This is a genomic window from Epilithonimonas zeae (genome assembly GCF_900141765.1).
Taxonomy (GTDB): domain Bacteria; phylum Bacteroidota; class Bacteroidia; order Flavobacteriales; family Weeksellaceae; genus Epilithonimonas; species Epilithonimonas zeae.
Window position 1 is genome coordinate 1,837,360 of the sequence record NZ_FSRK01000001.1, and the last position, 15,012, is coordinate 1,852,371.

The following is a 15,012-nucleotide window of genomic DNA, read 5'->3' on the forward strand; positions in this document are numbered from 1 at the left end:
AAAATAAATGAACTACCAAAACCCAGATAAAAACGGCTATTACGGCGATTTCGGAGGCGCTTTCGTTCCCGAAATGCTTTACCCGAATGTTGCCGAATTACAGGAAAAATATATCCAAATCATCGAATCCGAAGAATTCCAAAATGAATTTCAGGATTTGCTGAAAAACTATGTTGGACGCGCTACACCACTTTATTTTGCGAAGAATCTGAGCGAAAAATATCAGACTCAAATCTATCTAAAAAGAGAAGATTTGAATCACACCGGAGCGCATAAAATCAACAATGCTTTAGGACAAGCTTTGCTCGCAAAAAAATTAGGAAAACATAGAATCATTGCTGAAACCGGAGCCGGACAACACGGTGTTGCAACGGCGACTGCCTGCGCACTTCTTGGCTTGGAATGCATTGTTTATATGGGCGAAGTTGATATTGCGAGACAATCTCCCAATGTTGCTCGAATGAAGATGCTTGGCGCAACTGTGATTCCTGCAACTTCCGGTTCAAAAACTTTGAAAGACGCTGTGAATGAAGCTTTGCGAGACTGGATTAATAATCCTTCCACAACGCATTACATTATTGGAAGTGTGGTTGGTCCGCATCCATTTCCTGATTTGGTAGCGAGATTTCAAAGTGTTATTTCGAAAGAAATTAAAGAACAACTGAACGAAAAAATTGGGAGAGAAAATCCTGATTATATAATCGCTTGCGTTGGCGGCGGAAGTAATGCCGCAGGAACTTTTTATCATTATGTAAATGAAGAAAGTGTGAAAATTATTGCGGCGGAAGCTGGCGGTTTCGGCGTTGATTCAGGGAAATCTGCAGCGACAACTTTTCTTGGAACTTTAGGAATTTTACACGGAAGTCAAAGTCTCGTAATGCAGACAGAAGACGGGCAAGTCATAGAGCCTCATTCAATTTCTGCAGGTTTGGATTATCCGGGAATTGGTCCGATGCACGCCAATCTGTTCAACCAAAAAAGAGCAGAATTTTTCAGTATTAATGATGACGAAGCTTTGAAATCTGCCTTTGAACTGACAAAAATCGAAGGCATCATTCCGGCTTTGGAGAGTGCACACGCTTTGGCTGTTTTGGATAAAAAGAAATTTGAAAAAGATGATGTTGTCGTGATTTGCCTTTCTGGTCGTGGCGATAAGGATATGCAAACGTATTTGAAACATCTTTAAATCTGTAAAATGTAAAACGTATTTATGTATTTATGATTCTCAATCGTTAATACATTTTACGTCAATACTTTAATACATTAAACAAAATGAAAAAACTAAACATATATTTCACTGCAGGAGTTCCAAAACTTGATGATACCGGAAAAATTGCCAAACTGATTCAGGAATCGGGTGCAGATATGATGGAAATAGGAATTCCTTATTCTGACCCAGTTGCAGATGGACCTGTGATTCAGGATGCGCATTCTTTGGCTTTGAAAAATGGAATGAGCATCAAAAAGCTGTTCGAACAATTAGCAGAAGTCAAAGATTCTGTGACCATTCCGAAGATTTTGATGGGTTATTTGAATCCAGTTCTTCAATTTGGATTCGAAAACTTTTGTCAGAAATGTGCAGAAGTTGGCATTTCTGGATTGATTATTCCTGATTTACCACCCATTGAATTCGAAAATAAATATGGCGAAATTCTTAAAAAATACAATCTGAATTTCACTTTTCTAGTAACTCCAGAAACTTCGGAAGAACGTATTAAATATCTTGATTCTTTAAGTTCAGGGTTCTTGTACGCTGTAAGTTCTTCTTCAACAACGGGAAACGAAAATGCAGTTTTAAAAAATGAGAATTATCTTGATAGATTGGCTTCTTTAGATTTGAAAAATCCAGTTTTCATCGGATTTGGAATCAAGGATAAATCGGATTTTGAGAATGTGACAGAGAAAGCGCAAGGCGGAATCATCGGAACTGCTTTCGTGAAGATTCTATTGGAAAATCAGGATTGGGAAGCAAAAGCGGAAAGCTTTATCAGAAGTGTAAAGAATTAATAAAAAGCAGTCTTACTTCAAAAATAAGACTGCTTTTGTTTTTTTAGAAGAAATATTGATTCAGTTCCTCGGCAAAACTTTTCTCAGAAGGATTCCATCCTAATTTTTCCTGAGTTTGCAAGCTTGTTGCCGGACAATCTGCTCCAACAAAAAACGTCATCCAAGTAAAATATTCTGGAGCTTCTTCTGCGGATAAAGATTTCACAGGAATATTGAGTTTTTCCCCAATCAGTTCTGCAAATTCTTTCATTGATAATTGTTTATCATTATTGACTGCGTTATATCTCGCTCCTTTTTCATTTTTTTCAAGAGCTAAACGAAACAACTTCGCAGCGTCCAAACGATGAACAGTTGGCCAAACATTACTTCCGTCACCTATGTAAGCTGAGAAACCTTTAGCTTTAGACATTTCAGCCAGCATTACACCAAAACCACCTTTGAAACCAAGCTCTGAATTTCCGTAAACACTTGGAGAAAGACGAACAATAGATGCATTAATTCCAGATTCTGACAAGTCTAAAAATGCTTTTTCAGAAAATCGGATTGATTCTGCCGGTGCTTTACTTTCTTCCGTTATTTTTCCATTAATCAATGGCAATCCTAATGTTCCGCCTGTTACTACAATCGGTTTATCGGTTCCTTTCAGAACTTCACCCATTGCTTCGATTGCTTTTTGGTCTTTAATTGCATTACTTTGATAATCCGAAAAATCGTGAATAAAAGCCGTGTGAATCACTCCGTCCGCTTCTCTTGCTCCTTTTTGTAAAATATCAAGACTTTCTAAATCTCCCATCAAAACTTCTGCTCCTGCTTCTCTCACAGACTTCGCAGATTCTTCTGAGCGTGCCAATCCAATGACTTGATGTCCGTTTGATAATAATTCCTTTACTACTGCTGAGCCTACAAACCCTGAAGCTCCTGTTACAAATACTTTCATATTTTTAATTTTGTTTTGTTAAAATTTCTAATACAAATTTAGCTTTGAATCAATCTCAAAAACGAGGTCATTTGACACAATTTTTATATTAATTCAATAAAAAGAATTAATTTTAATTATAATTTCAGTTTAGAAAATGTCAGAGATTCTTAAAAATTACTTTCATAAAGTTCTTCCCGATTTTACAGATGAAAAGTTTGATTTCATTCTATATAAAAGTCAATTAATAAAACTTCAGCGCAAGGAAATCGTTTGTAAACAAGGCGAAGTCTGCAATCTGAAAATCTTTGTTGCAAAAGGACTTTTGAGAAATTATTCTATATCTGAAGATGGCAATGAACACATTCTCCAATTCGTGAATGAAATGTCTTGGACAACCGACCCCGAAAGTTTCTATAACAACACACCTTCAAAACTTAATATCGAAGCAATGGAAACTTCAGAAATTTTCGCCTTCAATCTTGATGATTTTGCTGAACTAAGAGAACAAATCCCTGAACTCAATATTTTTGTAGAAAACATCTTGACAAGAAAATCAATGGAGATTCATAAACGTCTTTTGATGAATATCAGTAGCAGTCCGGAAGAAAAATATCTGGATTTCATTAATACATATCCTGACATTTTCAATAGAGTTCCTTTGCATATGGTCGCTTCTTATCTGGGACTTTCCAGAGAAACCTTGTCGCGTGTCCGAAGAAATATTTTAAAAACAGTGATTTAAACTATTATAATCAAATAAAAAAGAGTTTCAATTTCTTGAAGCTCTTTCTATTTTTAATCGTTACTTTCAAATATTGTAGAGAAAGCTGATGTCACTAGCGACAGTAAAATACTGAACAGCAATGCCCACCAGAAGCCATCGACTTGCATACTTCCCATAACATACGCCGCCAATAGGATAATTAATGCATTGATGACGAAGGAAAATAATCCAAGTGTTAAAATCGTAATAGGTAATGATAAAATTGACAAGATTGGTTTGACAATCAGATTCAGTAATCCCAAAACGATAGCGAAGATAATAGTTGAACCAAAGCTGTCAAAATGGACGCCTGAAAGGATTTTGCTGAGTAAAAATGCTGAAATTGCAGTTATCAGCAAACGGATAATAAAGTTCATAGTTTTAAGGTTTAATTGATTGGAATTTTCTCTTCAAAAAGCAGACCTAAGTTAGACTTTTATCCATAAAAATAAAAAACATTACAAGAAAATCTCATAATGTTTTGCAACAACTCCTAAAAGATAATAGGCCTAATTAATCAACGTCCACATTGAACCATTTTTGGTCGTAAACTTTTCCAGTTTTTTCTGAGAAGATAATTCGTCCAAGATTCTTTCACTTTCTTTTCTGTTTTTGCCCGATAATTCAGCAAATTCTTTTGCTGTAAGAGAATTATATTTCTTGAAGAGAGATTCCCAATCTTTCGCAAACTCAGCTTTTGTTGCTTTTGGATTGACGGTAAGAATTGCGGTTTCGTAGAAAGGATAAGGTTTAGTTCCGTAAACAGTTTGAGTTTCACCTCTTGGATTCACGAAGAACAAAGTCGGAAAACCTCTTACTCCAAGTTCTCTTGCCAACTTCAAATCATTTTCAAAAAGAGTTTTTGCTTTTCCTTCGTAGTCAGATTTCAATTGATTAACATCCAGATTGACTTTCTTTGCTGCCAAAGCGATATTTTCCCATCTGGCGATATTTTTCTTTTTCAGGAAAACGAATTCTCTCAGTTCTCGCATAAACAGAATCGCTTTTTCATTACTCTGCAATTGAGCTGCCTTGAAAGCAATCGAAGGCGGATAAGAAGAATCTAGCGGGTCTTCCAGCCATACATCGCCATCAATCGGCATATCGTAATATCCACTTACTTCATCCCAATGGTGCGCAACATCAGAAGGTTTGCTGATTCCACCGCTATTGTAGCTCCAATCCGGTAAAAGTCCACCCATATGATATTCTACATCGATTTCTTTACCATATTCCAGTTTCATTTTTCTCAACTGCGGTTCTATTCCCCAGCAGGAAGAGCAGATTGGGTCTGTAAAATAGATGACTTTAACAGATTTTTCTTTGGTCTCGATGGAGATATTATCATTATTTCCAACTTCAGGAAGTCCACAAACGCCTGTTTCTGCATCGCAAAGTAATGGATTGTTCTTTGTTTGTTCGTTCATTGTTTTACTATTTTTCGGTGTCTGTCCGTTGCCAGAAAAAGACATCATTCCTAAACTAAAAACCAATAAGTTTTTGTAGAATCTCATTCGGATAATTTCTAGGTTCGTTTTATTGGAACAAATTTAAATCGATTTCGGTTTACATTAGCTATCAGTTTCTTTTTGGAAACTACTTTCCCGTTAGAAACTAAACAGAGAAAAATTATCTTTGTCAAGAAATAGATTGATAATGAAAAAACAACCTGTAGTCAACAATACTTCGATTTGCAAAAACCGAATCACAGCCATCAAAGACACAATGGAATTACTCTCCGGAAAATGGAAATTCCATATCGTAGGAACATTGCTCCAAAGTGATAAATTAAGATTTATGGACCTTTTGCGGGAAGTTGAAGGCATCGGAACCAAAATGCTCTCCAAAGAACTGCAAGACCTGGAAATGAACCATCTCATCAGCCGAACCGTGCTGAACACAAAACCTGTAACAGTAGAATACCAAATCACAGAATTCGGGAAAACACTTTCCCCAATCATAGACGAAATTGCCAATTTCGGGATGAACTACCGTGCTTCTCTTTACGGCAAAACCAAATAGAATCTATCTTGATGTAGAACTGCTTTTCTTAAAGAATTCCAGTTTTTTATAAGACTCATTCTTTTCTTTTTCCAATTTATCCGGAATCAAAATTCCCGACAGGTGGTCTATCTCGTGCTGAAAAATTACAGCAGTGAAGCCTTCCACCATTTCGTCGTGTTTCTTATTTTCAAGGTCATAATATTCCAGACGGATGGCATAACTTCTATAGAAAGCATCCCGGAAATTCTCGATGGAAAGGTCGCCTTCCGGACCTTTGTTCAACAATTCCGAACGCCAAACGATTGTCGGATTGATAAAATATTCCACAGGAAGTCCGGTTTTATCAAAGCGCTGAACCAAAACCACTCTCCTATTAATCCCAACCTGAGGCGCCGCAATCCCAACACCACCGCCAGTTCCAGCCAAAGCCAACCTCATTCTTTCAATCAAAATCGGCAATGTTTTATCTTTTGGAGAAATCTCTTCTGATTGCGCTAGCAAAACCCTGTGTTGCTCTTCGTTATCCGTTTGATAGATTGGCAGTGCCGTCTTCACATCGTCTGCCAGGATGAGCGCTTTTTCTTCTTTAGAAAATTTTTGAGAAAACCCGTGAAAGCCTATCAGAAGTAATAAAAGGAAAGTAAAATTCCGCATTGTTTAATTTTAATATCAAAGATAAGAATTTGGGCACCTTTATCCGCCTTCCGCTCCCAATCTTTTTTGCAGACGATTTCAGTCTAAATAGAACTCGAAGGTTGGCAAAAAAGGATTTCCGCTCAAGTCGGGGTGCGCTTCGCCAAGTAGAAATCAAGAAATCCGAATCAACTTACAACCAAATTGAAGTTAATTAAAAATTCAAAAAATGACCTTTGCAAAGTCCGATGAACAGAGCGTTTGCGCAAGGCATTAAAAACAACTTGGTGTTTTCACAAAAAGGTCAAGTTGTTTTTATCAAAACATCAAGACCTTTTTTGAATTTCTTCAGGACAAACAAAACGTTCCTCTGGAAAAATCCTAGAGGAACGCAAATAATAGAGAGAAAATGTAACAACTATAACTCAATTTTCTATATGGCTTCGAGAGCCTCGGTCTGACAAATTCTGATTAAACATCTCGCATTTTAACTGTCATATTGAGGCTCTCGAAGTGTTAGTTAATAACCTCATTCTTTCTTCTGTTGAAAATCCAAAAGATAATTGGGAAAATAAGAAGTGTAAGGACGGTTGCCGTTATCAATCCGCCGATAATCACTATAGCCAAAGGTTTCTGAGACTCAGAACCAATTCCTGTAGAAAGCGCCGCTGGAAGTAACCCAATCGAAGCCATCAAAGCCGTCATCACAACCGGTCTGGTTCTTACTTTCACACCTTCCATTATGGATGAATCTAACGACAAACCATTCTTGACATTGGTGTGAAACTCCGAAATCAAAATCACACCATTTTGAATACAAATCCCAATCAAGGCAATCATCCCAACTCCGGCAGAAATCCCAAAATTCATATGCGTCAAATGAAGTGCGATGATAGCACCAATCAAGGCAAAAGGAACGTTGGCCAAAACCAAAAGTGAATCTTTCATATTTCCAAACAGGATAAACAACAGGAAGAAGATTCCCAGGATACTGATAGGAACCACCTGAGCTAATCGTTGTGTCGCACGCTGCTGATTTTCAAACTGCCCAGTCCATCCAATCGAGTAACCGTCCGGCAATTTAATTTTAGACACTTTTTTCTGAGCATCGGCAATCGTTCCTCCAAGGTCACGGTCGCGAATCGAAAACTTAACCCCGATATAACGTTTGATATCGTCTCGGTAAATAAACGCAGCACCATTTTCTTTTTCAATCGTACTGATTTCCTTCAACGGAATTTTCGCACCGTCCTGCGTCGGAACCATCAGAGAAGCAATATCTTCTTCGTTCTTTCTGTAATCTTCTGCATAACGAAGTCTGATTGGGAATTTTCTTTCGCCATCAAACATTTCGGACGCTGTTTTACCTCCAAAAGCCATTTCCAAAACTGCTTGTGCATCGGCAGGTAAAATACCGTAAGCCGCCATTTTATTTCTATCAAGAACCACACTTATTTCCGGTTGACCAATATTTTTGATAATTCCCGGTTCTTTAACACCATCTACATCTTTGATAGAAGCCAGAACTTCTTCCGCCAATCTGTCTAATGTATGAAGATTATCACCATAGATTTTGATTCCGTTTTCCGCTTTGAAACCTGCAACAGCTTCTGCCACGTTATCAGAAATTGGTTGAGAATAGTTAAATGTAATTCCCTGATAATTCTTCAGTTTTTTGTCGATTTCCTCGATTAATTCATCGTAAGTGATTTTTCTTTTCCATTCTTCTTTAGGTTGAAGACTCACCGCAAACTGAACAAATCCAAATCCATTTGGGTCAGTCCCGTCATTACTTCTACCTGTTTGAGCCAAAACGCCAGTCACTTCTGAAAAGCTCATAATGTCTTTTTTAAGGACATCAGCTGTTTTCAAAGATTCTTTAAGCGATGAACTCATCGGCATTTCTGCAGTAATCCAAAGCGAACCTTCATTCAATTGAGGTAGGAACTCTGTTCCAAGGAATTTAGCTGAGAATAATGTAATAGCTAGAATTACAGTCGAAACTAATAAACTTATTTTTTTATTTCTAAAAGTGAATTTAAAGCCTTTCATTACACTCTTATCCCAGAAATTCACAAATGGGTTGTTCTTTTCTCTTACATTTTTCTTTAATAGTAAATGCGACATTACCGGAACTAAGGTCAGTGTAAAAATCAATGCACCTAACAATGCAAATCCTAATGTAAATGCCAATGGCGAGAACATTTTACCTTCTACTTTCTGGAAAGAAAAGATTGGTAAAAGTGACGTAATGATGATTAATTTTGAAAAGAAAATCGCTTTTCCGAGTCCGGTTCCGGTTTGTTTTATCCAACCAGCTTTCGCCATTTTGTTGAAACGTTCCATTCCGTATTTGTGGGCTTTGTGGTCGAGCATTACGAATAATCCTTCGACCATTACGACGGCTCCGTCTATGATAATTCCAAAATCGACGGCTCCCAATGACAATAAATTGGCACTCATTCCTGCCATTCTGAGACAGAAAAACGCAAATAATAATGATAATGGAATGATGATGGAAACAATCAAAGTCGTTCGCCAGTCTGCCATAAAAATAAGGACAATCACAGTAACCAAAATGATACCTTCCAAAAGATTATGCATCACAGTTTTGGTCGTGAAATCCATCAGGTTTTGGCGATCGTAGAAGGTTTTCATCTTCACATCTTTGGGAAGAATCTTCGTATTCAGTTCTTCGATTTTAGCTTTAACGGCAAGGAGAACTTCCTGTGCGTTTTCGCCTTTTCTCATTACCACAATTCCTTCAACCGTGTCCGCTTCATTATCCAAAGAAGCTTGACCTACACGTGGCATAGAACCTTCGTGAACGTCGGCCACATTTTTTACAAGAATCGGGTTTCCGCCATCACTGTGAATGGTAATATTTTCTATATCCGAAATCGATTTTACCAAACCAATTCCTCGAACCACATAAGCTTGTCCGCTTTTCTCGATAACATCGCCACCGACGTTCAGGTTGCTGTTGGTTACGGCTTCCAGAACTTCGGAAGGTGTAAGATTGTATTTGTCTAATTTTCTTGGGTCGATGCTCAACTCGAAAACTTTGTCCTGACCACCGAAAACATTGACATCGGCAACGCCCGGAACACTTCGAAGTGCTCTGTCAACTACCCAAGTTTGTAAGGTTAAAAGGTCTCTGGAATCCCGGTCTTTGCTTTCTAAGGTGTAACGGTAAATCTCGCCGGTTGGTCCGTACGGAGGCTGAACTTCCGGGTCAATGCCTTCCGGTAAACTCACTGTTCGGAGCTGGTTGTTGACCATATTTCTCGCAAAAATATCGTCCACACCATCTTCAAACAAAATCTTGACGATGGAGAGTCCAAACATTGTGGTACTTCGGACGCTGGTCTTTTTCTGAACCGGACTCATTGCCAGCTCGATTGGTGTGGTGACGAAACGTTCTACTTCTTCGGCACTTCGCCCGTTCCATTGCGTGATGATGACGATTTGGGTATTGGTTACATCAGGAAATGCTTCAATCGGCATATTCTTGAAACTGATGAATCCCGCAACCGCCAAAATCGCAACCCAAATGAATGTGAACGCTTTATTCTTGAGGGAAAATCCTATGATATTTTTGATGAATTTGTTCATATTTTATATTTAATCACAGGTAAAACTGTGGTTATTAAAATTGAATCCGTTGGATTCTTATGATATGTTGATTCCTGTCCATAAGGGTATTCCTATGGCTATTGATATAAAATCCTTTTGGATTTTTGGTATGAAATCTGAAATAATGGAATTCTAGAGATAAAAATGAAGTGCTTATTAGTCTTTCATCTTTTCTCTATTATCTATCTTCTTCTTAATTATTCAAAGAGCGGTAAATCAACAGTTGGTTGGTGGTGACAATGGTTTCACCTTCAGAAAGTCCTGACGTGATGTAGGTATTTTCTGCATTCTGTTTCAGGATTTTGATTTCTTTGACTTTGATGTCTGCCTGAGTTTTGTAAACCACTACAAAATACCGGTTGTCATCAAAAATTACTGCGCTGGACGGAATAGCTAAAGCCGTTTCATTCTCCGCAGACGATACTCTGATGGTTGCTTTACTTTCCGGAATCAACAAACCTTGCGTATTATCCAGCACTACTCTAGCCTGCATCGCATTGGTAGACGGGTCAATGATTTTGAAAATCTTATCAATCTTACCATAAAAAACCTTGTCAGGATAAGATAATGTGGAAACCTGAGCTTTCATTCCAAGGTTGATTTTATCGATATCAGCCTCGTTCACGTTCATTATTGCCCAGACGTTTTTGGTATTCGCCACATCAAAGATATTCTCGCTTCGGTCGCTTCTGAGTTCCATATCTTTATTAATGTCTTTATGCACAATGTAACCGTTGATTGGCGAAATCACACTGTAGATATTTCCTTTTTTCACATTGTAAACGGTGCTCACATCGTTGGAACGTCGAACTGCATCTCTGGCTCTTTGTACATCGGCTTGTGCTTCTCTGATGTCCTTTTCTGTGTTCAGTTTTCCTTCATACATTTCTTTGGCAACACGCAGATTGTTTTCTGCAACACGCAAATCGGTTTTTGCATCGCTAACGTCTTTTTGAACGTCCGCCAATTCTGTACTTCTGATGGTTGCCAAAACCTGACCTTTGTGGACATAATCGCCTAATTCCACATTCACGCTCAGCACGTTACCGCCCACCAAAGGGAAAATATCAATGTAAGTATTTTTATCTGCCGAGATTTTTCCATAGAAACTGAACTCATCCTCAATGAATTTTTTCTCCACTTTAGCGAATGTTGTAGACTTCAGCATCGTTTGGCTCAATTCAAAACCTTTTGCTTCTTCTTTCACCGTTTCTTCCTTTTTTGAGCAGGAAAACAAACTGATGGCGAGGATAATTGGAATAATAATATTTTTACTCATACTTTGTTTATTTTTGAATTCGTGAATCTTCGATTTCATTAATAAAAGATTTTGGTTTGTACTAATTGATTGATTTCTTCAGCCGAAATCATAATCTGCTTTTTCATTTCGTAAACCTGCAAAACAGTTTGTCTGTAGCTTTCCAGAAAGTCTGTGAAATCCATCAAACTGATGTTCCCGCTTCGAAAGTTTTTGAGAATTCCGTTGTAAACTGTGTCCAGATTTTCCATATCTACGGGTTTCAACTCGTAATATTGGTCGTATTGATTTTTCCAGGTTTGATAAGCCGATTCTACCTGAGTTTCGAGATTAAGTTTTTGATATTCTAAGTTTTTCTCGTTTTGCTGAATCGCATATTTCGCTTTTTCAACATTCCCTTTATTCGATTTCCAAAGCGGGATTGGGATTCCTATTTTCAGATTGACTTCATTATTGAAGGTGCCAGAAGCTTGGTCATATTCGGCTCCAAGGTTAAGATCTGGAATGTTGAGTGATTTTTGCCATTGGGCGTACAGCTTGCTGTTATCAATCAATTTTAATTGATAGAGATAATCTGCATTGTTTTCTAAAGCTTTGTTTTTCAGGATTTCTACATCTCCGAAAGGTTGAGAAATAAGAATCTCATTCTCTTCAGCTTTGGGTATATTGGGTAAAATATTTTCCGGATTTCCTGTCAGGACTTTCATCTTTTGCTGGAAAGCCAAAATATTATTATTGATTTCAATTTTATCATTATTCAACTGAATCACAATACTTTGTAGTCGAACATAATCTTTCAGAGAAATATTCCCTTTGTCTGTCTGCGTTTTGTAAGCCGATAAGAGGTCGTTCATATATTTCAATTGATTCTGTATGCTAATCTGCTTTTTTTGCTCATAAATCAGATTGTAATAAGTCTGTCTTAACTCCGTTTTCAAATCCACCAACAATTGACTGAATTGCAGTTGCGATAGTTCTTTATTTGATTTGGCGAATTGGATTTCGTTTTTCTTTTTTCCTCCCAAATAAATCAGTTGAGTGATTTCTACACCCTTGGCTCTTGTGACATCAAAAACTCTTTTGTCCTGAGGATTTACAGCATTCACGTAACCTTCGATTTGTGGAAGTTCCCAGATTTTTGCCTGAATAATATCGGCGTCTGCCATATTGATATTGTACTGTGCGGCAAGAAGTTGGAGGTTGTTTTTTTGAAATGCTAATTCGCAATCCTGAAGAGACATCTGTTGCTGTCCGGAAAGACATACAAATGCCGAAACGGATAACACCAGCGTTGTTATTTTGTTCATTCTTATCTCGTTTTGGTTTTGCAAAAATGGCTTTCCGAGATTAAAACGGACTTAAATGTGACTTAAAAAAAGCTTAATTGTTGTTTGAGATGATAGAAAATAGACGTATAGATGAAAGATTTTGATAAATTACTTTCTCGCAGATTTAAAACGCAATATTGTCATTCCTGAGGAATCTCAGCAGTTTAGATTCTTTCAGAATGACAAATATTGTATTTTTATAAACAAATGTTGATTCGAAGCTGGAAGTCGCAGCCCGACTTGAGTGGAGCTCTTTTTTGCATTGGGAAGAGCTTGGCAAAAAAAGCGGGAACGGAAGGCGGAAATAGCTGCCCAAATAATTATTCTACTTATTAAAAATAACAGTAAAAAGATTTTCTCTGTCGGAATTGGACGTGTAAGAAATTTCGGATTTATGATATTCCAGAATACGTTTTACGATGCGTAAACCGAGGCCAGAGCCTGTCTTATTTTGAGAATTACTACCACGCATAAAGGCCTCGAAAAGTTTATCTCTTTCGTCAACTGGGATCACGGAACCGATGGAAAATACCTTGACGATTATGCGAAAATCGGTTTCCTTGATAGAGATATCAACTTCCTGATTATCGGAATATAAAGCAGCATTTTTAAACAAATTAATGAACGTGATTTCCAGCAAAGATTTGACGCCTTTTACCGTCAAGATAGAATCTTCCACGCTTTCTTCATCAATCTGGAAATCCATTTTGAAGTCAGGAAAATTACGATAAACAGTCTCAAAAGCATTGAAAACAACTTCGTCGATTCTCACTTCTTCGTAAACTGTGGCGATGCCTTCTTTATCAAATTTCGATAATAAAAGCAATGATTTTGTGAGGTCTGACAGCTGATGTACATCCTGCAACATCTGTTGCAAAGTAGTTTTGGTTTTCGGCGAATGATTTTCCAACTGAATCAAATTCTCTAACTGAAAAGCCATCCTCGTCAACGGCGTTCGCATCTCGTGTGCCGCGCTGGAATTGAAATCTTTTTGAGATTGGAAAACGTCATTCAATCGACTGGTCATCAGGTTGAATGATTTTGCCAGAACACCAATTTCATCTTCGGAATTTTTGACGATGACGGGCGTTGTTAGTTTGTGAACGCTTATATCAGAAATATCGGACTTCAAAATTTCCAGAGGTTCCAGAAATTTTGAAACAAGGTAATAACTGAAAAACCAAATCAGTAAAATACTGACTATATAAGAAAAAATCAGCATATATTTCAGGAAAGCCAACTTGGATTGGCCAGTAACATCCTGAGCACTAGTTAGAATATAATAATTTTCGCCTTTTATTTTTCTTAAAGCAGCATAAATTTCGGGGACAGAATTTTCCTGATATATTGTTTTTTGTTTGTCCAAACGTTCTAATAAACTTTGATCCCAAGTGATTTTTTTATCCTTCAAAGTACTATAAACCAAACCCTTATCAGAACCGAAAATCATAATATTCTCGTTCAAAAGAACATTGTCGGAGTTCTCATCAAAGAAAATGGGTGCTTCTTTTTCAAAATCGCCGGATTTCTCAATAAAATTAACCGTGAAAACCAAACGTTTCTGGAAACGTTCCTTAAACTCATCTTTTCTAAAATCATTGAAAGAAACGTACACAATAAACATCATAATCCCAAAAATTAAGGAAAATGCTATGCTTATACTTATTGCTATTCTACGTTTCAGAGACATAAATTATTATGAATGATTAGTGATAAATGATAATTGATTGCTGTTTGAGTGTTATAATTATAAAACTCTCTACTCCTATAATGGACTTAAATAATATCCAAAGCCAGGTCTCGTATGAATCAATTTTGTTTTAAAGTTTTTATCAATTTTCTTTCTCAGAAAGTTGATGTAAACTTCGATGGCATTATTTGTTGATTGGAATTGATTTTTCCAAACTTCATCGGAGATATATTGCTTAGAAAGTGTTCTACCATTAGCTCTTGCTAATAAAACCAGTAATTGAAACTCTTTTACTGTCAGATTAATTTCTTCTCCGGAACGGAAAACTTTACTATCTTCCGGATATATAATCAAATCTTCTACGACAATTTTTTCTTTCTCTTCCGTTTTTGGTGTCAGCCTTCTCATTTGAGAATTGATTCTCAATAACAATTCTTCCAACAAAAATGGTTTTACGAGATAATCATCAGCCGCTCTCAAGAACGCTTCTTTCTTCTCCTCGATTCCGTCATAGGCAGAGATAATGATAATTGGCGTTTCGGAATTGGTTTCTCGAATGGTTTTACAAATTTCCAACCCGTTGATTTTCGGAACATTAATATCCAAAAGAAAAACGTCGTAAGATTTCTTGGAAAATATTTCAAGGAACTTTTCGCCATCTTCCGCCTTATCAGTTTTGATAGATTTGGACTCAAGGAAAAGTGCAATTTCTGAAGACAAGACAGCATCGTCTTCTAAAAGTAATGCCTGCATTTTGTGATGATTTATTTTACA

13 protein-coding genes are annotated in these 15,012 nt (G+C 37.2%); 4 read left to right on the plus strand and 9 right to left on the minus strand.

Translation table 11 applies throughout. The annotated features are described in order from the left end of the window. The first annotated feature begins 7 nt into the window (after positions 1-7). Both trpB and trpA read left to right on the plus strand, forming a co-directional pair. Entirely contained in the window at positions 8-1,186 is a 1,179-nt protein-coding gene (gene trpB / locus BUR19_RS08505; RefSeq protein ID WP_074234800.1) for a tryptophan synthase subunit beta, read from the plus strand. A gap of 86 nt (positions 1,187-1,272) precedes the next feature. Continuing rightward, positions 1,273-2,007, plus strand: a complete 735-nt coding sequence (gene trpA, locus BUR19_RS08510; protein ID WP_074234802.1) for a tryptophan synthase subunit alpha — start codon at positions 1,273-1,275, stop codon at positions 2,005-2,007. Between the two features lie 43 nt (positions 2,008-2,050). Here the strand turns inward: trpA and BUR19_RS08515 are convergent, their stop codons facing one another. Continuing rightward, positions 2,051-2,944 carry an SDR family oxidoreductase gene (locus BUR19_RS08515; RefSeq protein ID WP_074234804.1) on the minus strand — a complete coding sequence of 298 codons (894 nt, stop codon included), beginning with the start codon at positions 2,942-2,944 and terminating at the stop codon, positions 2,051-2,053. 136 nt (positions 2,945-3,080) lie between these two features. On the opposite strand from BUR19_RS08515, the gene BUR19_RS08520 reads away from it, so the two are divergent. Beyond that, a complete protein-coding gene (locus BUR19_RS08520) occupies positions 3,081-3,668 on the plus strand; it encodes a Crp/Fnr family transcriptional regulator (RefSeq protein ID WP_074234806.1) in 588 nt (195 codons plus the stop codon). 53 nt (positions 3,669-3,721) lie between these two features. On the opposite strand, the gene BUR19_RS08525 is transcribed toward BUR19_RS08520, so the two are convergent. Further along, on the minus strand, positions 3,722-4,066 hold the full coding sequence (locus BUR19_RS08525; RefSeq protein ID WP_074234808.1) for a phage holin family protein: 345 nt from the start codon (positions 4,064-4,066) through the stop codon (positions 3,722-3,724). A 132-nt stretch (positions 4,067-4,198) separates the two neighbouring features. Then, on the minus strand, positions 4,199-5,116 hold the full coding sequence (locus BUR19_RS08530; protein ID WP_074235607.1) for a DsbA family protein: 918 nt from the start codon (positions 5,114-5,116) through the stop codon (positions 4,199-4,201). Between the two features lie 229 nt (positions 5,117-5,345). Here BUR19_RS08530 and BUR19_RS08535 point away from each other — a divergent pair, with 229 nt between their 5' ends. Next, the gene (locus BUR19_RS08535; RefSeq protein WP_074234810.1) at positions 5,346-5,711 is read left to right on the plus strand and encodes a winged helix-turn-helix transcriptional regulator; all 366 of its coding nucleotides are present in this window, start codon (positions 5,346-5,348) and stop codon (positions 5,709-5,711) included. Positions 5,712-5,714: 3 nt separating this feature from the next. Here the strand turns inward: BUR19_RS08535 and BUR19_RS08540 are convergent, their stop codons facing one another. The 6 genes from BUR19_RS08540 to BUR19_RS08570 form a co-directional block, all read right to left on the minus strand. Beyond that, on the minus strand, positions 5,715-6,347 hold the full coding sequence (locus tag BUR19_RS08540) for a peptide deformylase (protein ID WP_083600708.1): 633 nt from the start codon (positions 6,345-6,347) through the stop codon (positions 5,715-5,717). A 495-nt stretch (positions 6,348-6,842) separates the two neighbouring features. Then, positions 6,843-9,941 carry an efflux RND transporter permease subunit gene (locus BUR19_RS08550; protein ID WP_074234814.1) on the minus strand — a complete coding sequence of 1,033 codons (3,099 nt, stop codon included), beginning with the start codon at positions 9,939-9,941 and terminating at the stop codon, positions 6,843-6,845. 214 nt (positions 9,942-10,155) lie between these two features. Further along, the gene (locus tag BUR19_RS08555) at positions 10,156-11,280 is read right to left on the minus strand and encodes an efflux RND transporter periplasmic adaptor subunit (protein WP_245799044.1); all 1,125 of its coding nucleotides are present in this window, start codon (positions 11,278-11,280) and stop codon (positions 10,156-10,158) included. Beyond that, on the minus strand, positions 11,280-12,527 hold the full coding sequence (locus BUR19_RS08560) for a TolC family protein (protein ID WP_175565887.1): 1,248 nt from the start codon (positions 12,525-12,527) through the stop codon (positions 11,280-11,282). The genes BUR19_RS08555 and BUR19_RS08560 overlap by 1 nt, the downstream gene beginning before the upstream one ends. 346 nt (positions 12,528-12,873) lie before the next feature. Continuing rightward, a complete protein-coding gene (locus BUR19_RS08565; RefSeq protein ID WP_245799045.1) occupies positions 12,874-14,175 on the minus strand; it encodes a HAMP domain-containing sensor histidine kinase in 1,302 nt (433 codons plus the stop codon). 138 nt (positions 14,176-14,313) lie between these two features. Beyond that, positions 14,314-14,991 carry a response regulator transcription factor gene (locus BUR19_RS08570; protein WP_074234818.1) on the minus strand — a complete coding sequence of 226 codons (678 nt, stop codon included), beginning with the start codon at positions 14,989-14,991 and terminating at the stop codon, positions 14,314-14,316. Between the last annotated feature and the right edge of the window lie 21 nt (positions 14,992-15,012).